Raw genomic sequence first — 22,258 nt, 5'->3', positions numbered from 1 at the left:
AGGGGGTCATCGGTGTTTCGTGGATCTGATCCGGTGGTCAGCGGCCGCTGTCGGTCGGCGCGGTGACCACTGGTAACGTGGCGTGAAGCCCCGGCCAGGGCAGCTCGCGCTCCCCGGTCGGAGGTGCCCGACATCCTTTAACGACCCGTCCCGTGAGGCGGGGAAGGAGGTCCGCCGTGGCGTCCCCACCGGCTGCCCGCCCGTCACCACCGCGACAACCCTCGGTGAAGGTGATCCTCGCCAGCGCCGACGTGCAGCGGGTGGTCGACCGCATCGCCCACCAGATCCTGGAGAAGACCCAGGGCGCGGCCGACACCGTGCTGCTCGGGATTCCCACCCGCGGCGTCCCCCTCGCGCGGCGGCTCGCCGCCCGGATCAGCACCTTCGAGGACGTCGTCGTCCCGGTCGGTGTGCTCGACATCACGCTCTACCGCGACGACCTGCGCCGGCACGCCACCCGCGCGATCGGCCCGACCCAGGTGCCCAGCGGCGGCATCGACGGTAAGCGGGTGATCCTCGTCGACGACGTGCTCTTCTCCGGCCGCACCGTGCGGGCCGCGCTCGACGCGCTCAACGACGTCGGCCGCCCGGCGTCCGTGCAACTGGCCGTGCTTGTCGACCGCGGCCACCGCGAGCTGCCGATCCGGGCCGACTACGTCGGCAAGAACATCCCCACCGCGCTCGCCGAGAGCGTCAAGGTGACGCTGGCCGAGACCGACGGAACGGACGAGGTCAAGCTCTACGGGGGAGCCCACTCATGATCAAGCACCTGCTCTCCGGCGCGGACCTGGACGCCGCCACCGCCACCGAGATCCTGGACACCGCTGCCGAGATGGCCACCGTCGCCGGCCGGGAGATCAAGAAGCTGCCCGCGCTGCGCGGCCGGACGGTGGTGAACCTCTTCTACGAGGACTCCACCCGGACCCGGATCTCGTTCGAGGCGGCGGCGAAGCGACTGAGCGCCGATGTGATCAACTTTTCCGCCAAGGGGTCCAGCGTCGCCAAGGGCGAGAGCCTGAAGGACACCGCGCTGACCCTGCAGGCGATGGGCGCGGACGCGGTCGTCGTACGACACCCCGCCTCGGGCGCCCCGCACCGGCTGGCCAACTGGGTGGACGGGTCGGTCGTGAACGCCGGCGACGGCACCCACGAGCACCCGACCCAGGCGCTGCTCGACGCGTACACGATGCGGGCCCGGCTGGGCCGGCTCGCCGGCCTGTCGGTCGCGGTGGTCGGGGACGTGCTGCACTCCCGGGTGGCCCGCTCCAACGTGCTGCTTTTGTCGACCCTCGGCGCGAAGGTCACCCTGGTCGGCCCGCCCACCCTCATCCCCGTCGACATCGCCGGAGCGCTCGCCCCGGGCATCGACGTGTCGTACGACCTCGACGCGGTGCTGCCGAACGTGGACGCGGTGATGATGCTGCGGGTGCAGCGGGAGCGGATGCGGGACTCCTACTTCCCCTCCGCCCGCGAGTACGCCCGCCGCTACGGGCTGGACGGTCCCCGGATGCGTCGCCTGCCCGAGCACGCGATCGTCATGCACCCCGGTCCGATGAACCGCGGGATGGAGATCACCCCCGAGGTCGCCGACTCACCCCGCTCCACCATCGTCGAACAGGTCACCAACGGGGTCTCCGTCCGGATGGCTGTTCTGTACCTGCTGCTCGGAGGGAACAACCGGTGACCGCGTACCTCATCACCAGCGTGAGCATCGTCGGCGCCGCGCCGACCGACCTGCTGATCCGCGACGGCGTCGTCGCCGAGGTCGGTCCGGGGCTGTCCGCGCCGGACGCCACCGTCATCGACGGAACCGGCCTGGTGGCCCTGCCCGGCCTGGTCGACCTGCACACCCACCTGCGCGAGCCCGGCCGGGAGGACGCCGAGACCGTCGAGTCCGGGTCCCGCGCGGCGGCGCTGGGCGGTTACACGGCGGTCTGCGCGATGGCCAACACGTCGCCGGTCGCGGACACCGCCGGGGTGGTCGAGCAGGTCTGGCGGCTCGGCCGGGAGGCCGGGATGGTCGACGTGCAGCCGATCGGGGCGGTCACCGTCGGGTTGGCCGGCGAGCGCCTCGCCGAGTTGGGGGCGATGGCCGACTCCGCCGCCCGGGTACGGATCTTCTCCGACGACGGGCACTGCGTCGCCGATCCGTTGCTGATGCGCCGGGCCCTGGAGTACGTCAAGGCGTTCGACGGGATCATCGCCCAGCACGCCGAGGAGCCCCGCCTCACCGAGGGCGCCCAGATGCACGAGGGTGAGGTCTCCACCCGGCTCGGGCTGATCGGCTGGCCGGCGGTCGCCGAGGAGGCGATCATCGCCCGGGACGTGCTGCTCGCCGAGCACGTGGGCAGCCGACTGCACGTCTGCCACGTCTCCACCGCCGGCAGCGTCGAGGTGCTACGCCAGGCCAAGGCCCGCGGGGTGCGCGTCACCGCCGAGGTCACCCCGCACCACCTGCTGCTCACCGACGAGCGTGCGGAGAGCTACGACCCGGTCTTCAAGGTCAACCCGCCGTTGCGTACGGCCGCCGACGTCGCCGCGCTGCGCGCCGCGCTCGCCGACGGCGTGATCGACATCATCGCCACCGACCACGCCCCGCACGCCGTGGAGGACAAGGAGTGCGAGTGGGCGTACGCCCGGCCGGGGATGCTCGGCCTGGAGACGGCGCTGTCCATCGCGCTGGACGTGCTCGGTCCCGAGTGGGACCTGATCGCCGAGCGGATGTCCCGCGTTCCCGCCCGGATCGCGGGACTGACCGGGCACGGCGTCGACCCGGCGCCCGGCGCCCCGGCCACCCTGACCCTGGTCGACCCGGCCGCCCGCCGCACCATCGAGCCGGCGGAGCTGGCCAGCCGCAGTCGCAACACCCCGTACGCCCGCATGACGCTGCCGGGTCGCATCGTGGCGACCTTCCTGCGCGGCGAGCCGACGGTCCTGGACGGAAAGGCAATCAAGTGACGCGTAGACGTTCCGCGATTCTCGTGCTCGAGGACGGGCGCACGTTCCCCGGTGAGGCGTACGGCAGTGTCGGGGAGACCTTCGGCGAGGCGGTCTTCACCACCGGCATGACCGGCTACCAGGAGACGCTGACCGACCCGTCCTACCACCGTCAGGTGGTCGTGCAGACCGCCCCGCACATCGGCAACACCGGCGTCAACGGCGAGGACGACGAGTCCGGCCGGATCTGGGTGGCCGGGTACGTGGTCCGCGACCCGGCCCGGATCGGCTCGAACTGGCGGGCCACCGGCGGTCTCGAGGACCGCCTCGCCACCGAGGGCGTGGTGGGCATCAGCGGGGTGGACACCCGGGCGCTGACCCGGCACCTGCGCGATCGGGGCGCCATGCGGGTGGGCATCTCCAGCGTCGAGAAGGACCCGCAGAGCCTGCTGGCCCGGGTCCGGCAGTCACCGCAGATGGTCGGCGCGGACCTGTCCACCGAGGTGACCACTCCCGAGCCGTACGTCGTCGACGCGATCGGCGAGCACCGGTTCACGGTGGCCGCGCTCGACCTGGGCATCAAGCGCAACGTGCCGCGCCGGCTCGCCGCGCGCGGGGTGAGGACCCACGTGCTGCCGGCCTCGTCGAGCATCGAGGACCTGCTCGCCACCGGCGCCGACGCGATCTTCCTGTCGCCCGGACCCGGCGACCCGGCCACGGCCTACGGTCCGGTGGCGGTGGCCCGGGAGGCGCTGCGGCGGCAGGTGCCACTGTTCGGCATCTGCTTCGGCAGCCAGATCCTCGGTCGGGCGCTCGGTTTCGGCACCTACAAGCTGGGCTACGGCCACCGGGGAATCAACCAGCCGGTGCTCGACCGGGCCACCGGCAAGGTCGAGGTGACCAGCCACAACCACGGCTTCGCGGTCGAGGTGCCGGGCGCGGGGGTGGGTGCCGGCGCGGTCGTCCCCGACCAGGTGATCGACACCGACTTCGGTGGCGTGCGGGTGTCGCACGTCTGCCTCAACGACAACGTGGTCGAAGGGCTGCGGGCCGTGGACGTGCCCGCCTTCACCGTCCAGTACCACCCGGAGGCGGCGGCCGGTCCACACGACGCGGACTACCTCTTCGACCGTTTCGCCGAGCTGATCGAAGGCGGGAAGAATGCCTAAGCGGACCGACCTCAAGCACATCCTCGTCATCGGCTCCGGGCCGATCGTCATCGGGCAGGCCTGCGAGTTCGACTACTCCGGAACCCAGGCGTGCCGGGTGCTGCGCAGCGAGGGGATCCGGGTCAGCCTGGTCAACTCCAACCCGGCCACGATCATGACCGACCCGGAGTTCGCCGACGCGACCTACGTCGAGCCGATCACCCCGGAGTTCGTCGAGCTGGTCATCGCCAAGGAGCGCCCGGACGCGATCCTGGCGACCCTCGGCGGGCAGACCGCGCTGAACACGGCAGTCGCCCTGCACGAGGCCGGCATCCTGGAGAAGTACGGCGTCGAGTTGATCGGCGCGAACATCGACGCCATCAACCGGGGTGAGGACCGCCAGCTCTTCAAGGAGATCGTCGCGAAGGCCGGCGTACGCCTCGGCGTCGAGGACCCGGCCGCGCTGGTGCCGCGCTCGCGGGTGTGCCACTCGATGGACGAGGTCGAGGCGACCGTCGCCGAGCTGGGCCTGCCGGTGGTGATCCGGCCGTCGTTCACCATGGGCGGCCTGGGCTCCGGCATGGCGCACACCCCCCAGGACCTGGCCCGCATCGCCGGCGACGGCCTGGCGGCCAGCCCGGTGCACGAGGTCCTGATCGAGGAGAGCGTGCTCGGCTGGAAGGAATACGAGCTTGAGCTGATGCGCGACCGGCACGACAACGTGGTGGTGGTCTGCTCCATCGAGAACATCGACCCGATGGGCGTGCACACCGGCGACAGCGTGACCGTGGCCCCGGCCATGACGCTCACCGACCGGGAGTACCAGCACCTTCGTGACCTGGGCATCGCCGTGCTGCGCGAGGTCGGGGTGGACACCGGCGGCTGCAACATCCAGTTCGCGGTCAACCCGGTCGACGGCCGGATCGTGGTGATCGAGATGAACCCCCGGGTGTCGCGCTCCTCGGCGCTGGCCTCCAAGGCGACCGGCTTCCCGATCGCGAAGATCGCCGCGAAGCTGGCCATCGGCTACACGCTCGACGAGATCCCCAACGACATCACGTTGAAGACCCCGGCGGCGTTCGAGCCGACCCTGGACTACGTGGTGGTGAAGATCCCCCGGTTCGCGTTCGAGAAGTTCCCCGGCGCGGACCCGGAGCTGACCACCACCATGAAGTCGGTGGGCGAGGCCATGAGTCTCGGGCGCAACTTCAGCGAGGCGCTGAACAAGGCCATGCGGTCGATGGAAACCAAGGCGGTCGGCTTCTGGACCACTCCGGACCCGGCGGGCGTCACCCTGGCGGACACCCTCGCCGCGCTGCGCGTGCCGCACGACGGCCGGCTCTACACCGTCGAGCGGGCGCTGCGTCTCGGCGCGTCGATCAGCGAGGTGAGCGAGGCGTCCGGCGGGATCGACCCCTGGTTCCTGGACCAGATCGCGGCGCTGATCGAGCTGCGGACCGAGATCGTCGACGCGCCGGTGCTCGACGCCGAGCTGCTGCGCCGTGCCAAGCGGGCCGGGCTCTCCGACCGGCAGCTCGCCGCGCTGCGTCCGGAGCTGGCGGCCGAGGACGGCGTACGCGCCCTGCGGCACCGCCTCGACGTCCGCCCGGTCTACAAGACCGTCGACACCTGCGCGGCCGAGTTCGAGGCCAGCACGCCCTACCACTACTCGTCGTACGACTCCGAGACCGAGGTCGTGCCGTCGGACCGGCCGAAGGTGCTGATCCTGGGCTCCGGCCCGAACCGGATCGGGCAGGGCATCGAGTTCGACTACTCGTGCGTGCACGCCGTGCAGGCGCTGCGGGCGGCCGGCTACGAGACCGTGATGGTCAACTGCAACCCGGAGACGGTGTCGACCGACTACGACACCGCCGACCGGCTCTACTTCGAGCCGCTGACCTTCGAGGACGTCCTGGAGGCCTGGCACGCGGAGGACTCCTCCGGCCGCGCGGCCGGCGGCCCGGGCGTGGTCGGTGTGGTCGTGCAGCTCGGCGGGCAGACCCCGCTGGGGTTGGCGCAGCGGCTCAAGGACGCGGGCGTGCCGGTGGTCGGCACCTCGCCGGAGTCGATTCACCTGGCCGAGGAGCGGGGCGCGTTCGGCGCCGTCCTGGCCCGCGCCGGGCTGCGCGCGCCGGCACACGGCATGGCCACCTCGTACGACGAGGCCAAGACGATCGCCGACGAGATCGGCTACCCGGTGCTGGTCCGTCCGTCCTACGTGCTCGGTGGGCGTGGCATGGAGATCGTGTACGACGACCCGACGCTGCGTGACTACATCGGCCGGGCCACCGACATCTCCGGCGACCACCCGGTGCTGGTGGACCGGTTCCTCGACGACGCCATCGAGATCGACGTGGACGCCCTGTGCGACGCCGACGGCGAGGTCTACGTCGGCGGCGTGATGGAGCACATCGAAGAGGCCGGGATCCACTCCGGAGACTCGTCCTGCGCGTTGCCGCCGATCACCCTGGCGGGCTCGCACCTGGCCGAGGTCCGCCGGTACACCGAGGCCATCGCCCGGGGTGTCGGCGTGCGTGGTCTGCTCAACGTGCAGTACGCGCTCAAGGACGACGTGCTCTACGTGCTGGAGGCGAACCCGCGCGCGTCGCGGACGGTTCCGTTCGTCTCGAAGGCGACGGCGGTGCCGCTGGCCAAGGCGGCGGCCCGGATCGCGCTGGGCGCGACCATCGCCGAGCTGCGTGCCGAGGGTCTGCTCCCGGCGACGGGGGATGGTGGGACGATGCCCGCCGACGCGCCGATCGCGGTCAAGGAGGCGGTCCTGCCGTTCAAGCGCTTCCGTACCCGCGCCGGCAAGGGGATCGACTCGCTGCTCGGCCCGGAGATGAAGTCGACGGGTGAGGTGATGGGCATCGACACCAACTTCGGGCACGCCTTCGCCAAGAGCCAGTCGGCTGCGTACGGGTCGTTGCCGACCGCCGGGAAGATCTTCGTGTCGGTGGCCAACCGGGACAAGCGCGGCATGATCTTCCCGATCAAGCGGTTGGCCGACCTGGGCTTCGAGATCGTGGCGACGGCCGGTACCGCCGAGGTGCTGCGCCGGCACGGCATCGCATGCGAGCAGATCCGCAAGCACTACCAGGCCGGCGAGGGCGACGACGCCGTGTCGCTGATCCTCGGCGGCCACGTGGCGCTGGTGATCAACACGCCGCAGGGCTCGGGCGCGAGTGCCCGCTCCGACGGTTACGAGATCCGCAGCGCCGCCGTCACCACCGACATCCCCTGCATCACCACGGTCCCCGGCGCCGCCGCGGCGGTGATGGGGATCGAGGCACGTATCCGGGGCGACATGCGGGTGCGACCGTTGCAGGATCTGCACGCCACCCTGCGGGCGGCGCAGTGACGCTGTTCGAGCGGGTCGTCCGGCCCGGGTTGTTCCGGCTCGGCGGCGGGGACGCCGAGACGGCGCACGAGTGGACGCTGCGGCGGTTGGCCGCACTGTCACGGCGTCCCGCCGTCCTGGCCGCGCTGCGGGCCCGGTACGCCGTCGAGGCGCCGCGCACGGTCTTCGGCGTGCGGTTCCCCAACCCGGTCGGGCTGGCTGCCGGCATGGACAAGGACGGCGCCGCGCTGCCGGCCTGGCCGGCGCTGGGGTTCGGCTTCGTGGAGGTCGGCACGGTCACCGCGCACGCCCAGCCGGGCAATCCGCGGCCCCGGCTGTTCCGGCTGCCGGCCAGCGAGGCGGTGGTCAACCGGATGGGCTTCAACAACGCCGGCGCCGCGGCGTTGGCCACCCGGCTGGCGGCGTTGCCCCGTCCACTCGGGGTGCCGTTGGGCATCTCGCTGGGCAAGTCCAAGGTGACTCCGCTCGACGAGGCGGTCGAGGACTACCTGGCCTCGTACCGGGCGCTGCGTGGGCACGGCGACTACTTCGCGGTGAACGTGTCGTCGCCGAACACGCCGGGTCTGCGGTCGTTGCAGGACCGTGCCCACCTGGACGCGCTGCTCGGCGCGCTGGTGGGGGAGAAGCCGGTGCTGGTGAAGATCGCGCCGGACCTGACCGAGGCGGCGATCGCCGAGTTGTTGGAGGTCTGCCTGGCCCGGGGCGCCGCCGGGGTGATCGCCACGAACACCACCCTGGCCCGCGACGGGCTCGCCGCCGTGGACACCGACCGTGGCGCACAGGCCGGCGGCCTGTCCGGTCGGCCGCTGACCGGCCGTGCCCGGGACGTGGTGGCCTTCGTGCACCGCGAGACCGGCGGCCGGCTGCCCATCGTCGGGGTCGGCGGCGTGCTCGACCCGGACGACGCCACCCGGATGTTCGATGCCGGCGCCGCCCTGGTGCAGCTCTACACGGGCTTCATCTACCGGGGCCCGGCCCTGGTCCGGGCGGCGGCCCGCGCGAGCGCCACGGTGGCGACGCCGGATCCGGTCGCCGGCCGGTGAGTGTCCCCGGCCCGGTGCCCGCCCTGCGGTACGGGGACGGGGCGGGGCCGGCGCAGCGGTTCCACCCGGCCGCGCGACGTCCGTCGTCCGGCCGGCTTCAGGCACCCGAGGAGTACGCGTGACACCCGAGGAGATTCTGGCCGTCGACCGGGCGCACGTCTGGCATCCGTACGCCACGCTGCCGCCGGCGAACGCGCCGTTCGTGGTCCGCAGCGCCGAGGGGGTACGGCTGAGGTTGGCCGACGGCCGGGAGTTGGTGGACGGGATGTCGTCCTGGTGGGCGGCGGTCCACGGCTACCGGCACCCGGTGCTGGACGCGGCCGTTACCGACCAGCTCGGGCGGATGAGCCACGTGATGTTCGGCGGACTCACCCACGAGCCCGCCGTGCGGCTCGCGCGGACGCTGGTCGAGCTGGCCCCGGACGGGTTGGAGCACGTGTTCCTGGCCGACTCCGGATCGGTCAGCGTCGAGGTGGCCGTGAAGATGTGCCTGCAGTACCAGCGGGCGGTCGGTCGGCCGGAGCGGCGTCGGCTGGCCACCTGGCGGGGCGGGTACCACGGCGACACGTTCCATCCGATGAGCGTCTGCGACCCCGAGGGCGGGATGCACCACCTCTGGGGTGACGTGCTGCCCCGCCAGGTCTTCGCCCCGGTGCCGCCGGGCGGGTTCGCCGACCCGCCGGACGAGGCGTACGTGGCGGCGTTGGTGGACGCCGTCGAGCGGCACGCCCACGAACTGGCCGCGGTCATCGTGGAACCGGTGGTGCAGGGCGCGGGTGGGATGCGCTTTCACCATCCGGGTTACCTGCGGGTGCTGCGCGAGGTGACCCGCGCGCACGGGGTGCTGCTGGTCTTCGACGAGATCGCGACCGGGTTCGGCCGTACCGGCACGATGTTCGCCGCCGAGCACGCCGGGGTGTCCCCGGACGTGATGTGCGTGGGCAAGGCGCTCACCGGCGGCTACCTGACCCTGGCCGCGGCGCTGTGCACCCCGGAGATCGCCCGTGGGATCTCCGCTGACGGCGTCCTGGCGCACGGTCCGACGTTCATGGGCAACCCGCTGGCCTGCGCGGTCGCCAACGCCTCCATCGGGCTGCTCCGGGCGGGCGACTGGGCGGCACAGGTGTCCCGGATCGGCGCGGGCCTGCGCGCCGGCCTGGAGCCGCTGCGCGCCGTGGCGGGCGTGGCCGACGTGCGGGTGCTCGGGGCGATCGGCGTGGTCCAGCTCGACCACGACGTCGACCTCGGCGCGGCCACCACGGCCGCCGCCGACCGTGGCGTCTGGCTGCGGCCCTTCCGCGACCTGATCTACACGATGCCGCCGTACGTGACGGACGACGCCGACCTGGCCCGGATCGCGGCCGGGGTGGCGGCGGCCGTGGCGGCCGGCTGAGCGGGAACCGACAAGCATTCCGGGAGGCGGCCAGCCGCCCGGGCGACAAGAGGGGAAGTACGCCGATGGAGAGCTTCGGCACCCGGCTGCACCGGGCCGTCACCGAGCGCGGACCGCTCTGCGTGGGCATCGACCCGCATCCCGGCCTGCTGGCCCGCTGGGGCCTCGCCGACGACATCGACGGTCTGGACCGGTTCACCCGAACCGTGGTGGATGCGCTCGGTGACCGGGTTGCGGTTGTCAAGCCTCAGTCGGCCTTTTTCGAGCGATTCGGATCCCGCGGTGTGGCGATTCTTGAGTCAACTATCCGACAGTTACGGGAAGCCGGATCGCTCGTTCTGCTCGACGTCAAGCGTGGCGACATCGGCTCAACGGTCAGCGCGTACGCCTCCGCGTACCTGGATCCATCCAGCCCGCTGTATGTCGACGCGGTCACGGCCAGTCCCTACCTGGGAGTAGGTTCGTTGGCGCCGATGTTCGAGTTGGCCGCCAAACACGGCGGCGGGGTCTTCGTGCTGGCCCTCACCTCGAACCCCGAGGGCGCGGCCGTGCAGCGGGCCCGCACGGCCGACGGGCGCACCGTGGCGCAGACCGTGATTGACGAGATTTCCCAGCTCAACAGCGGTGCGGACCCCCTCGGCAGCTTCGGTCTGGTGGTCGGGGCCACCATCGGTGACACCGGTCATGACCTGTCCACCGTCGGGGGGCCGCTGCTCGCTCCGGGGCTCGGCGCGCAGGGTGCGGGCGCCGCCGATCTGCGTACCGTCTTCGGCTCCAGCCTCGCCGCGGTGCTCCCGTCGTACTCCCGTGAGGTCCTGTCGGCGGGACCGGACAGCGACGCCCTGCGGGCCGCCGCGGACCGCGTGCTGGTCGAGTGTCGGGCCGTTCTGGCTGCCCGGTGACTGACTGACGGCTCGGTCACTTTGCGATGATCATCGCGCGCCCACGTTGCCGAAAGCTCCGTCGACCGCTAGTTTTCCCCGCGCTGGGAACCATGGACCCCTTGGTTCACAGCGACACCACGTTTCACAGATGCGGCGGTGCGCCCCGCCCGCCGCGATAGGGACCTGAGGAGAACTGGTGCCGCTCCCGTCACTGACCCCCGAACAGCGCGCTGCCGCGCTCGAGAAGGCCGCGGAGATCCGCAAGGCCCGTGCCGAGCTGAAGGAGCAGCTCAAGCAGGGCAAGACCACCCTTGGCGCCGTCCTCGAGCGCGCCGAGAGCGACGATGTCGTCGGCAAGCTCAAGGTTTCGGCTGTCCTGCAGGCGATGCCGGGCATCGGCAAGATCCGGGCTACCCAGATCATGGAGAAGCTCAAGATCGCCGACAGCCGTCGTCTGCGCGGCCTCGGCGAGCAGCAGCGCAAGGCACTGCTTGGAGAGTTCGCCGCCAACTGAACCTGGCAGCGTGTAGAAACAAGCAGTGAGCACGGATGACGAGGCGCGCCCGGCGGCTCGGCTCACTGTCCTGGCTGGACCTTCGGGTTCCGGCAGGGAGAGTGTCGTCGAGCTCGTCCGGGCGCGTTTCCCGTCCGTGTGGATCCCGGTGCCGGCAACGACCAGGCCGCGCCGGGAGCCGGAGGTGGACGGGGAACAACGGGTCTTTCTCGCCCCGGCCGAGTTCGAGCGCCGGGTGGCCGGCGGCGAGCTGCTGGAGTGGTCCCGGATCGGCGCGTACCGCCGGGGGACCCTGCACCCGCCGCTGCGCGCCCGGCTCGACGCCGGGCAGCCGGTCCTGCTTCCGCTCGACGTGACCGGGGCCCGGCTGGTGCGGCAACGACTGCCCGACGCGCGTCTGGTGCTGCTGATCCCGCCCGGACGCCGGCCGGACGCCGCCGCCGCGGCCGCCTTCGCGGACACCCTCACGCACGACCTCACCGATCGGGTGGCGGACGAGCTGGTAGGCTTACTCGGTTCAACTCATCCGGATCCGGCCTGGTCGCGCCTGCGTGGCTGACGGCCGGCCGCCGTCGGGACTCAGCACCGCGTCCGCGCGGCTCGAAAGACGCAGAGGTTAATTCGTGGGATCCATCGCCAACCCCGAAGGCATCACCAACCCGCCGATCGACGAGCTCCTCGAGAAGACGACGTCGAAGTACGCGCTGGTCATCTTCGCCGCCAAGCGCGCGCGCCAGGTCAACGCCTACTACAGCCAGCTCGGTGAGGGCCTCCTGGAGTACGTCGGCCCGCTCGTCGAGACCACCCCGCAGGAAAAGCCGCTCTCCATCGCCATGCGCGAGATCAACGGCGGTCTGCTCACCGCCGAGCCGACCGACCAGCCGTAGGCGCGTCCCCGTCGATGTCCGCCTCGATCGTCCTCGGGGTCGGCGGCGGCATCGCCGCCTACAAGGCGTGTGAGCTGCTGCGACTCTTCACCGAGTCGGGCCACCGGGTCCGTGTCGTGCCGACCGCGTCGGCGCTGAGATTCGTCGGCGCGCCGACCTGGGCGGCGCTCTCCGGCCAGCCGGTCGCCGACGACGTCTGGTCCGACGTGCACGAGGTGCCGCACGTCCGCCTCGGCAAGCAGGCCGACCTGGTGGTGGTCGCGCCGACCACCACCGACCTGCTCGCCAAGGCCGCCCACGGGCTCGCCGACGACCTGCTGACCAACACGTTGCTGACCGCCCGCTGCCCGGTGGTGCTGGCCCCGGCCATGCACACCGAGATGTGGGAGCACCCGGCCACCGTCGCCAACGTCGCCACGCTGCGCTCCCGGGGCGTCCGGGTGATCGAGCCGGCCGTCGGGCGGCTCACCGGCGCCGACACCGGCAAGGGCCGCCTGCCCGACCCGGCGGAGATCTTCGCGATCGCCCGCCAGGTCCTCGCTCGGGGCGCCTCCGCCCCGGCGGACCTGACGGGTCGCCGGCTGGTCGTCACCGCCGGGGGTACCCGCGAGCCGTTGGATCCGGTCCGCTTTCTCGGCAACCGCTCCTCGGGCAAACAGGGCTACGCCTTCGCGCGTTCGGCGGTCGCCCGCGGTGCCCGGGTCACGCTGATCGCGGCCAACGTCTCGCTCGCCGACCCCGCCGGGGTCGACCTGGTCCGGGTCGGCACGACCGCCGAGCTGCGCGAGGCGACCCTGAAGGCCGCCACCGAGGCCGACGCGGTCGTGATGGCGGCGGCTCCGGCCGATTTCCGACCGGCGACGTACGCGCCTGGCAAAATCAAGAAGTCGGACGACGGTGTCGCTCCCACCATCGAGCTCGTCACCAATCCGGACATCGCTGCGGAGCTCGGCCAGCGCAAGGGACCGGGGCAGGTGCTGGTGGTGTTCGCCGCCGAGACCGGCGACGCGGAGGCCAACGGCCGGGCGAAGCTGGCCCGGAAGCGGGCTGACCTCATCGTGGTCAACGAGGTCGGTCCGGACCGGGTCTTCGGCGCCGACACCAACACGGTGACGGTCATCGGCGCGGACGGCTCGGTGAGTCGTCTGCCGGAGCAGGCCAAGGAGGCGGTGGCCGACACCGTGTGGGACCTCGTCGTGGCGCGGCTGGCCAACCGCTCCTGACGGGTGGAACAGGGCGCGACCGACCCCGACACCGGCCGCAGCGGTGACTAGACTGCCGCGGAACGACCTCACACGCTTAGGAGTGCCGTGACACGCCGCCTCTTCACGTCCGAATCGGTCACGGAAGGCCACCCGGACAAGATCGCCGACCAGATCAGCGACGGCATCCTCGACGCGCTGCTCGCCGAGGACCCGCACAGCCGGGTTGCCGTCGAGACCATGATCACCACCGGCCAGGTGCACATCGCCGGCGAGGTCACCACCAAGGCGTACGCCGACATCCCCACCATCGTCCGCCGGACCATCCTCGACATCGGGTACGACTCGTCGAAGAAGGGTTTCGACGGCGCGTCCTGCGGGGTCAGCGTCTCGATCGGCGCGCAGTCCGAGGACATCGCGCAGGGCGTCGACAACGCCTTCGAGCTGCGTACCGGGGCGTCGGAGAGCGCGTTGGACGCGCAGGGCGCGGGCGACCAGGGCATGATGTTCGGTTTCGCCTGCTCGGAGACGCCGGAGTTGATGCCGCTGCCGATCGCGCTGGCGCACCGGCTGGCGCGTCGGCTCGCCGCGGTGCGCAAGGACGGCACGATCCCGTACCTGCGGCCGGACGGCAAGACCCAGGTCACCATCGAGTACGAGGGGCTGCGCCCGGTCCGGCTGAACACCGTCGTGGTGTCCAGCCAGCACGCCGCGGACATCTCGCTGGAGTCGCTGCTCACCCCCGACGTGCGCGACTCCGTCATCGCGCCCGAGCTGGAGAGCCTCGGCCTGGACACCGACGGCTACCGGCTGCTGGTCAACCCGACCGGCCGGTTCGAGATCGGCGGCCCGATGGGTGACGCCGGCCTGACCGGCCGCAAGATCATCGTTGACACCTACGGCGGGTACGCCCGGCACGGCGGCGGCGCGTTCTCCGGCAAGGACCCGTCCAAGGTGGACCGGTCGGCCGCGTACGCGATGCGCTGGGTGGCCAAGAACGTGGTCGCCGCCGGCCTCGCCGAGCGGTGCGAGGCGCAGGTCGCCTACGCCATCGGCAAGGCGCACCCGGTGAGCCTGTTCATCGAGACGTTCGGCACCGAGACCGTGCCGGTCGCCTCGATCGAGAGCGCCGTCTCCGAGGTGTTCGACCTGCGCCCGGCCGCGATCATCCGGGACCTCAACCTGCTCCGCCCGATCTACCAGCAGACCGCCGCGTACGGCCACTTCGGCCGGGAGCTGCCGGACCTGACCTGGGAGAGCACCGACCGGGCCGCCGACCTCAAGTCGGCCGCAGGAGCCTGACCGCCACCAGGCGTAGCGACCGGCGACCCGCACCAGGGTCGCCGGTCGCGCGCGTCTGCGTGGACGTGCCGCTGGCGCACCTGGACCGCCCGTTCGACTACCTCGTGCCGGCCGAGCTGGACGACGTGGCGGTGCCCGGCACCCGGGTCAAGGTGCGTTTCGCGGGGCAGTTGGTCGACGGTTGGCTGCTGTCCCGGGCGGACGACTCCGGGCACACCGGCCGCCTCGCCTACCTGGAGAAGGTCGTCTCGCCCGAGCCGGTGCTGACCCCCGAGGTCGCCCGTCTGGCCCGCGCGGTCGCCGACCGGTACGCGGGCAACCTCGCCGACGTCCTCCGGCTCGCCGTGCCACCCCGACACGCCCGTGTCGAGAAGGAGCCCCCCGCGGACCTGCCAGCCCCGGCCCCCGAACCCGCCGAGCCCGCCGCGCCCGGCGGTGCGGCTGCGCCCGGCGGTGCGGCTGCGCCCGGCGGTGCGGCTGCGCCCGGCGGTGCGGCTGCGCCCGGCGGTGCGGCCGAGTCCGGCGGTGCGGCCGTGACGGCAGTGCCAGACGGTACCGCCGAGTCCGGTGATGCCGCCGCGACAGCCGTGGCCGACGGTCCGGCCGAGTCCGATGATGCCGCCGGGCCGGCGGTGCGTGGCGGGCCGGCGGTGCCTGGCGGACCGGCGGTGCCTGGCGGACCGACGGTGCCTGGTGGACCGGCGGTGCCCGGGGAGTCCGGGGTGCCGGAAGGTTCCGCCGCACCGGGGGAGTCGGTCGACCCGAGGGGATGGCGGGACTATCCGGCCGGGCCGGCGCTGTTGCGGGCGCTCACCGACGGCCGGCCCGCCCGTGCGGTCTGGTCGGCCCTGCCCGGCGAGGACTGGGCCGCCCGCTACGCCGACGCCGTGGCCGCCACCGTCGCCGGTGGGCGCGGCGCGGTGGTCGTCGTGCCGGACGCGCGCGACCTCGACCGTCTCGACGCGGCGCTGACCGACGTGCTGGGCCCCGGGCGGCACGTCGCACTCTCCGCCGCCCTCGGGCCGGCCCGGCGCTACCGGGCGTTCCTCGCCGCCCGTCGCGGGCAGGTGCCGGTGGTCATCGGCACCCGGGCGGCGATGTTCGCCCCGGTGCGCCGGCTCGGGCTCGTCGCCGTCTGGGACGACGGGGACGACCTGCACTCCGAACCCCGCGCGCCCTATCCGCACGCCCGCGACGTACTGCTCACCCGAGCGCGGCTCGGCGAGGCCGCAGCGCTGGTCGGCGGGTACGCGCGTACGGCCGAGGCGCAGTTGCTGCTGGAGACCGGCTGGGCCCGGGAGGTGGTCGCCGACCGGGCGACGGTGCGGGCGCGGATACCGGCCATCGCGCCGACCGGGGACGATCCGCAGCTCGCCCGTGATCCCGGTGCGGCCACCGCGCGGCTGCCCAGCCTGGCCTGGACGGCCGCCCGCGACGCGCTCCGGGCGGGCCTGCCGGTGCTCGTGCAGGTACCCCGCCGCGGCTACCTGCCCTCGGTCTCCTGCGCCGACTGCCGCACCCCGGCCCGCTGCGCGCACTGCGCCGGCCCGCTGGCCCTGCCGTCGGCCGGCGGCACTCCCGCCTGCCGGTGGTGCGCCCGGGTCGCCGCCGCGTACGCCTGTCCCCAGTGCGGCGGGCGGCGGCTGCGGGCGGCGGTCACCGGCGCCCGGCGTACCGCCGAGGAGCTGGGCCGGGCGTTCCCCGACGTGCCGGTGCGGACCTCGGGGCGCGAGGAGGTGTTGACCGACGTGCCCGGCACGGCCGCCCTGGTCGTCGCCACGCCCGGTGCCGAACCGGTCGCGGCCGGCGGCTACGGCGCGGTGCTGCTGCTCGACTCGTGGGCCCTGCTGACCCGGGCCGACCTGCGTGCCGGCGAGGAGGCGCTGCGCCGCTGGCTGGCCGCGGCGGCGCTGGCCCGCCCGGCGCCGGCCGGCCGCGTGGTGGTCGTCGCCGACGGCGCGCTCGCCCCGGTGCAGGCGTTGCTGCGCTGGGACGCCGCCTGGTTCGCCGGTCGGGAGCTGGCCGAGCGCCGCGAGCTGGGCTTCCCACCGGCGGTACGGATGGCGAGCGTCACCGGCCCGGCCGAGGCGGTGGCCGACCTGCTCGACGCGGCGCGGTTGCCCGCCGACGCCGAGGTGCTCGGGCCCGTGCCGGCCGAGGAAGGGCGCGAACGGATGCTGCTGCGGGTGCCCCGGGCACGGGCCGCCGCGCTCGCCGAGGCTCTGCACTCGGCTGCCGGGGTGCGCGCCGCCCGCAAGGCCGCCGAGCCGGTTCGTCTCCAGGTCGATCCGTTGAGCCTGTTCTGACCGTTTCGCGGGCGGTGGCAGGCGGGCGCGGCGACCGGTGCCCGCACACCGCGTCCGGCAGAACGCTGGTGACGAGGTGGTAGCATCGCCCGTCATGCTCGGGCTGTCGATGATGTCAGGAAGCCGGTTATCAGGGGTGGACCAGTCGTGACCGTTCGACAATCGATCGTCTTCAACGGCGACCTCGGCAGCGGCAAGAGCACGGTGTCGGTGGAGATCGCCAAGCGGCTCGGTATGCGCCGGGTCAGCGTGGGTGATCTCTATCGGGAGATGGCGCAGCAGCGGCAGATGACCGCCCTGCAACTCAACCTGCACGCCGAGCTGGACCAGGCCGTCGACGGGTACGTCGACCAGCTCCAGCGCGACATCGCCGCCTCCGGCGAACACCTGATCATGGATTCGCGGCTGGCCTGGCACTTCTTCACCGACGCGCTCAAGGTGCACATGATCACCGAGCCGGGTGAGGCGGCCCGCCGGGTGCTGGCCCGCCCGTCCGGCCCGGCGGAGAGCTACGCCTCGCACGAGGAGGCCAAGGCCAAGCTCCGCGAGCGCAGCGCCAGCGAGCGCAGCCGGTTCATCCTCCGCTACGGGGTGGACAAGGCGCGGTTGCGCAACTACGACCTGATCTGTGACACCACCCGGGCCTCCGCCGCCGAGGTGGTCGAGCACATCGTCGCCGCGTACGAGGGCACGCTCGGCGCCGAGGTGCTGCGCGACGGCCCGCCGCTGCTGCTGCTGGATCCGGCGCGGGTCTACCCGACCGAGGACATCGCCACCCTGCGTGGCCTCTGGGACAGCGAGTTCGTCGGCGACGTGGCCGAGGCCGGCGACGAGTCGTTGGAGCCGCTCAAGATCGGCTTCACGGGGGAGTACTTCTTCGTCGTCGACGGTCACCGGCGGCTCAGCGCCGCCCTGCAGAACGGCTTCTCCCTGGTGCCGGCGCAGCTCGTCGCCGAGGTCGACGAGCCGGTGGTCGGCGGGATGAGCGCCGTGGACTACTTCGCCGCTCAGGTGCGGCCGGGCCTGGTCTACGACTGGGAGGCCGCCCACAAGATCCACCTGCCGTTGCCGGAGCCGGCGCTGCTCCGCGGCGACGCCGTGCTCGCCGCGGACACGGGCGTCGGCGCCTAGGCGCAGCCTGAGCGCGACGCCGGACCGGCGCGCGGGACGCGCGCCGGCCCGGGTGTCGGGTTGGACGATGGTCGTGCGGAGGCGTCAGCCCAGGACGACTCCGGAGGCGCCCACGCCGGCCATGCCGGAGAAGATGTCCTCGTAGTAGAACCGCCAGGCGCACACCCGCCCGGCGGTCACGTAGCCGGTGCACGCCGTCGTCGTGTTGGTGTCGTCGATGGCGGTGTTGGTGCCGGTCGCCCAGACCTGGAGGGTGTTCGCCGCGTTCACGATCTCCACGGGGCCGCCGCTGTCACCCTGGCCGACGGCGTTGGTGTGGGCGGTGTTCTCGGCCTGCACCTGACCGCAGACCGTACCGAAGTTGCGCACGTTGATGCACAGGTTGCGGGCCTTCACCTGGATCGAGCACCGGGTGCCGGAGTACGCGCCGGAGCTGCACACCCAGTTGCCGACCTGGCTGGCCTGCGCGCCGATCACCTGGTTGCTGAACTCGCTGACCACCGCGCCGTTCGCGTCCGTGCTGTTGTTGAAGACCCGGCCGCCGCCGCTGCCCGCGATGAGCAGGCTGTCGCTGCTGACGTTGCGGCTGATGACGGTGCCGATGGTCTGCCCGGTCGGGTCGGCCGCCACGACGTTGAGGTTGGCGCAGTGCGCGGCGGAGAGTACCCGCGACACCCCGCCCTGGTAGACGCCGAAGCCGGTCGAGCAGCCGCCACCGGTGGAGGTGTTGCGCCACGCGGCGCCACCCCACCAGGGCGGGCTGTCGTCCCACCGGGTGGCGGGAGCGGCGGCGACGCCGGTCTGGACGGTCACCGGAACGCCGGCGAGAGCCGTCGCCCCGAGCAGCCCACTCTGCGTACCGACGAGCAGGCCGGCGCCGTCGGCGCGCGGCCCCACCGTCGTGATCTTGTCGCCGGCCGTGGCGCGCAGCTTGTCGGCCGCGACCATCAGCTCCCGCTGCGAGTACGCGGCGGGCAGCACCGTCGTCGCGACGGTGGCCCGGGCGTTGGCCACCAGTCGGGCCGGCGGCTCGCCCTTCCAGTAGACCTGGAGATGACGGGTGGCGGGATCGGCGACGATGCCGGCGAAGCCGGAGTTCGCGCTGCGCTGCGCGGCGTTGGTGATCTGGGCGGCGGCGGTGTTCATCCGCTGCTGCAACTGGAGCAGCTCCGACCAGGAGGCGAAGCCGCCTGGCACCGCGGTGCTGTCGACGAACGATCCGGTGGTGGTGGCCTTGCCCTTCGGCGCGGCGGTGGCCGACGTGGCGGTCACGCCCGTGACGAGCAGCGTGAGGCCGCAGGCAGCCACGGCGATGCGACGCAGCATCGACGCGGACCGTCGGGCGTTCGGGTGTGGACGGATCATCTGTACCCCTTCCCCAGGGTTCGTGGCGCGGGCCGGGCCCGCACCAGGGACGGTGGCACGCGACGTCCGATCCGGACGGCGATCCTGGACGGGATTGGACACGGTCGGACACCACCGGACGGCGAAAGGTCCGATGTGAACTGTCAGACATCGGCGATCTCCTATCTCACCGCTGGTAGCCGCGTCTAGCCTGCCCGTGTCGGCATCCGGGGCGCCGGGTGACCGGGAGGGGGTGGGGGCCGCATGTCCGACCAGTGGATTCCGCCCGGCGTTCGTGCCGGGGCCCAGGAGTCGCCCGGGGGGTGCGACGTGGCACGCCGTGCCGCCGCGGCGCAGACCCTGCCGGATCTGGCCGGTCTGCTGCGCCAACTTCGCCGCCGCGAAGCACGGCAGCAGGGCGAGACCCGGCTGACATACCGGCAGTTGGCGGCGAAGACCGGCTGGTCACGCGGCATCATCGGGGAGTACTTCGCCGGTAACGTCCTGCCCCCGCCGGAGCGGTTCGACGCGCTCATCCGATTGCTCGGCGCGAGCCCCGCCGAGCAGGGTGTGCTGGCCACCGCGCGGGACCGGATCGAGGAGCGACGCCGACGCCCGACCGGCGACCACGCGACCGACGTACGGGCGGGCGCCGGGGCGGCGCGCCCCCAGGGCGGCGGCGCACGGGTCGCCGCGACGTCGAACCGCCTCCCCGTACCCCGTCAACTGCCCCCGGCGCTGCCCGGATTCGTCGGACGTACCGCCCAGCTCGCGCAGCTCGACACCGCCTGGGCCAGCCCGGACGCCGCCGACGACGGCGGCGTGGCGCCCGCCGGGGTGGTGACCCTGTCCGGTACGGCCGGGGTCGGCAAGACCACCCTGGCGGTGCACTGGGCGCATCGGGTCGCCGACCGCTTCCCGGACGGTCAGCTCTACGTCGACCTGCGAGGATTCGACGCCACCGGCACGGTGGTGACGCCCGTCGAGGCGGTCCGGGGGTTCCTCGAGGCCCTCGCGGTGCCGCCCGAACGGATCCCCACCCACCTGAGCGCGCAGGTGGGCCTGTACCGCAGCCTGCTCGCCGGCCGTCGGATGCTGGTGCTGCTGGACAATGCCCGCGACGCCGAGCAGGTCCGGCCGCTGCTGGCCGGCAGCGCGACCTGCCTGGTCCTGGTCACCAGCCGCAACCGCCTGGCCGGTCTGGTCGCCGCCGAGGGCGCCCGGCCGGTGGGCGTGGAGCTGCTCAGCGCCGCCGAGGCGTGGCAGCTGCTGGCCCGCCGGCTCGGCGCGGACCGGCTGACCCTCGAGCCAGGGGCGGTGGACGAGATCATCGAGCGGTGCGCGCGGTTGCCGCTGGCGCTGGCGGTACTCGCCGCGCGGGGCGCGGCAAATCCCGATTTCCCCCTGGCCAGCCTCGCGGCCGAGCTGCGCGAGGCGCCCCACCCGTTGGAATCGTTCGACGCCGGTGACGCCGGCACCGACGTGCAGGCCGTGTTCTCCTGGTCCTACCGGAGCCTGACGCCCCCGGCCGCGCGGCTGTTCCGGCTGTTCGGCTGCCACCCGGGCCCGGACATCGGCGTGGCGGCGGCGGCCAGCCTGGCCGGGGTGCCCCGCGAGCAGGCGCCCCGACTGCTGGCGGAGCTGGCCCACGCGCACCTCGTCACCGAGCACGCACCCGGTCGGTTCGGCGCGCACGACCTGCTCCGGGCGTACGCCGTCCAGCAGGCCGAGCGGTTCGAACCGGCCGGCGCCCGACGGGCCGCGATCCGGCGTGGACTGGACCACTACCTGCACACCGCCCACGCGGCCGCGCTGCTGCTGCAACCGGGCCGGGATCCGGTCACCCTGGCCCCGGTCGCCCCCGGTGTGCGGCCCGAGGAGATCATCGACCACGGGCGGGCGCTCGCCTGGTTCACCACCGAGTACCCGGTGCTCCTGGCGGCCGTCGCGCACGCCCGGCGCGTCGGGTTCGACAGCCACGCCTGGCAGCTGGCGTGGACGCTGGTGGACTTCCTGCAACGCCGGGGGCGGTGGCCGGACCTCGCCGCCGCCCAGCGGACCGCCCTGGCCGGGGCCCGCCGGGCGGGCGACCGACTCGGGCAGGCGAACGCCCACCGGGACCTCGCCCGGGTGCTGTCCCGGCTGGGTCGGGTGGACGAGGCGGCGAGCAACTACCGGCACGCCCTGGCGATCTTCGGGGCGTTGGGTGACCACACCGGGCAGGCGCGTACCCACCGGGCGTTCGGCGCGATGCTCGACGGCCTCGGCCGGCACGCCGAGGCGCTGGAGCACGGGCAGCGGGCGCTGGCGCTGTACCGCGACGCCGGCCACCTCGCCGGGGAGGCGAGCGCCCGCAACGCGGTCGGCTGGGCGCACGCCCAGCTCGGGCAGTACGCCCCGGCGCTCACGCACTGCGGGCAGGCGCTGACGTTGCTGCGCCGCACCGGCGACCGGCACGGTGAGGCGAACACCTGGGACAGCCTCGGCTTCATCCACGCCCGCCTGGGCGACCACGCCGAGGCGATCCTTTGTTACGGGCGGGCGCTCCGGCTCTACCGGCGGATCAGCGACCGGTACGACGAGGCGGACACCCTGTCCCGGCTCGGCGAGAGCCGCCAGGCGGCGGGGGACACCGTCGGCGCGGTGCGGACCTGGCGGCGTGCCCTGCGCATCCTCGACGACCTCGGCCATCCCGACGCCGAGCGGGTCCGTGCCCTGCTGGCCGCGGCGGCGACCGCCGGGGGCTGACGAGCGCCGGGCAGGGGATGCCTTCCGGCGGCGGCACCGGGATGATGGAGCCTTCCAC

17 protein-coding genes are annotated in these 22,258 nt (G+C 73.2%); 16 read left to right on the top strand and 1 reads right to left on the bottom strand.

Annotated elements, in window-relative coordinates; genetic code table 11:
- Positions 1–176: 176 nt before the first annotated feature.
- The 15 genes from pyrR to ACIBTX_RS06420 all read left to right on the top strand — a co-directional run bounded on the left by pyrR (position 177) and on the right by ACIBTX_RS06420 (position 18,108).
- Positions 177–761 (top strand): bifunctional pyr operon transcriptional regulator/uracil phosphoribosyltransferase PyrR, encoded by a 585-nt coding sequence (pyrR, locus tag ACIBTX_RS06490; RefSeq protein ID WP_357133446.1) that lies wholly within the window; start codon positions 177–179, stop codon positions 759–761.
- On the top strand, positions 758–1,684 hold the full coding sequence (locus ACIBTX_RS06485; RefSeq protein ID WP_357133444.1) for an aspartate carbamoyltransferase catalytic subunit: 927 nt from the start codon (positions 758–760) through the stop codon (positions 1,682–1,684). Before pyrR ends, ACIBTX_RS06485 begins: the two co-directional genes overlap by 4 nt.
- Positions 1,681–2,958, top strand: coding sequence for a dihydroorotase (locus ACIBTX_RS06480; RefSeq protein WP_355053079.1), 1,278 nt, complete (start codon positions 1,681–1,683; stop codon positions 2,956–2,958). Before ACIBTX_RS06485 ends, ACIBTX_RS06480 begins: the two co-directional genes overlap by 4 nt.
- On the top strand, positions 2,955–4,106 hold the full coding sequence (gene carA / locus ACIBTX_RS06475; RefSeq protein ID WP_357133440.1) for a glutamine-hydrolyzing carbamoyl-phosphate synthase small subunit: 1,152 nt from the start codon (positions 2,955–2,957) through the stop codon (positions 4,104–4,106). The genes ACIBTX_RS06480 and carA overlap by 4 nt, the downstream gene beginning before the upstream one ends.
- Positions 4,099–7,446: a carbamoyl-phosphate synthase large subunit gene (carB, locus tag ACIBTX_RS06470; RefSeq protein ID WP_357133438.1), complete on the top strand. Its 3,348-nt coding sequence runs from the start codon at positions 4,099–4,101 to the stop codon at positions 7,444–7,446. Before carA ends, carB begins: the two co-directional genes overlap by 8 nt.
- Positions 7,443–8,489: a quinone-dependent dihydroorotate dehydrogenase gene (locus ACIBTX_RS06465; RefSeq protein WP_396832154.1), complete on the top strand. Its 1,047-nt coding sequence runs from the start codon at positions 7,443–7,445 to the stop codon at positions 8,487–8,489. Before carB ends, ACIBTX_RS06465 begins: the two co-directional genes overlap by 4 nt.
- Positions 8,490–8,607: 118 nt before the next feature.
- Positions 8,608–9,882 (top strand): adenosylmethionine--8-amino-7-oxononanoate transaminase, encoded by a 1,275-nt coding sequence (locus tag ACIBTX_RS06460; RefSeq protein WP_396832153.1) that lies wholly within the window; start codon positions 8,608–8,610, stop codon positions 9,880–9,882.
- Positions 9,883–9,947: 65 nt separating this feature from the next.
- The gene (gene pyrF, locus ACIBTX_RS06455; RefSeq protein ID WP_396832152.1) at positions 9,948–10,784 is read left to right on the top strand and encodes an orotidine-5'-phosphate decarboxylase; all 837 of its coding nucleotides are present in this window, start codon (positions 9,948–9,950) and stop codon (positions 10,782–10,784) included.
- A 178-nt stretch (positions 10,785–10,962) separates the two neighbouring features.
- Complete coding sequence (mihF, locus tag ACIBTX_RS06450; RefSeq protein ID WP_007458370.1) at positions 10,963–11,280, top strand: integration host factor, actinobacterial type; 318 nt, start codon at positions 10,963–10,965, stop codon at positions 11,278–11,280.
- A gap of 25 nt (positions 11,281–11,305) precedes the next feature.
- Entirely contained in the window at positions 11,306–11,839 is a 534-nt protein-coding gene (locus tag ACIBTX_RS06445) for a guanylate kinase (protein ID WP_357133430.1), read from the top strand.
- A 64-nt stretch (positions 11,840–11,903) separates the two neighbouring features.
- Positions 11,904–12,167, top strand: coding sequence for a DNA-directed RNA polymerase subunit omega (rpoZ, locus tag ACIBTX_RS06440; RefSeq protein WP_074318577.1), 264 nt, complete (start codon positions 11,904–11,906; stop codon positions 12,165–12,167).
- 14 nt (positions 12,168–12,181) lie between these two features.
- A complete protein-coding gene (coaBC, locus tag ACIBTX_RS06435; RefSeq protein ID WP_357133428.1) occupies positions 12,182–13,390 on the top strand; it encodes a bifunctional phosphopantothenoylcysteine decarboxylase/phosphopantothenate--cysteine ligase CoaBC in 1,209 nt (402 codons plus the stop codon).
- Between the two features lie 87 nt (positions 13,391–13,477).
- Positions 13,478–14,671: a methionine adenosyltransferase gene (gene metK / locus ACIBTX_RS06430; RefSeq protein WP_355624166.1), complete on the top strand. Its 1,194-nt coding sequence runs from the start codon at positions 13,478–13,480 to the stop codon at positions 14,669–14,671.
- A 59-nt stretch (positions 14,672–14,730) separates the two neighbouring features.
- A complete protein-coding gene (locus ACIBTX_RS06425) occupies positions 14,731–16,977 on the top strand; it encodes a primosomal protein N' (RefSeq protein ID WP_396832151.1) in 2,247 nt (748 codons plus the stop codon).
- A 147-nt stretch (positions 16,978–17,124) separates the two neighbouring features.
- Entirely contained in the window at positions 17,125–18,108 is a 984-nt protein-coding gene (locus ACIBTX_RS06420) for an AAA family ATPase (protein ID WP_357133425.1), read from the top strand.
- An 84-nt stretch (positions 18,109–18,192) separates the two neighbouring features.
- Here ACIBTX_RS06420 and ACIBTX_RS06415 read toward each other — a convergent pair whose 3' ends face one another.
- Positions 18,193–19,473 carry a hypothetical protein gene (locus ACIBTX_RS06415; RefSeq protein ID WP_396832149.1) on the bottom strand — a complete coding sequence of 427 codons (1,281 nt, stop codon included), beginning with the start codon at positions 19,471–19,473 and terminating at the stop codon, positions 18,193–18,195.
- Between the two features lie 309 nt (positions 19,474–19,782).
- Between ACIBTX_RS06415 and ACIBTX_RS06410 the strand changes: the two genes are divergently transcribed.
- Positions 19,783–22,200: an ATP-binding protein gene (locus tag ACIBTX_RS06410; RefSeq protein ID WP_396832148.1), complete on the top strand. Its 2,418-nt coding sequence runs from the start codon at positions 19,783–19,785 to the stop codon at positions 22,198–22,200.
- Positions 22,201–22,258 lie beyond the last annotated feature (58 nt).

It is taken from the genome of Micromonospora sp. NPDC049359, from assembly GCF_044466585.1.
GTDB lineage: Bacteria > Actinomycetota > Actinomycetes > Mycobacteriales > Micromonosporaceae > Micromonospora.
The sequence above is the reverse complement of the archived record's forward strand: the minus strand, read 5'-3'. Positions and strand labels throughout refer to the sequence as shown.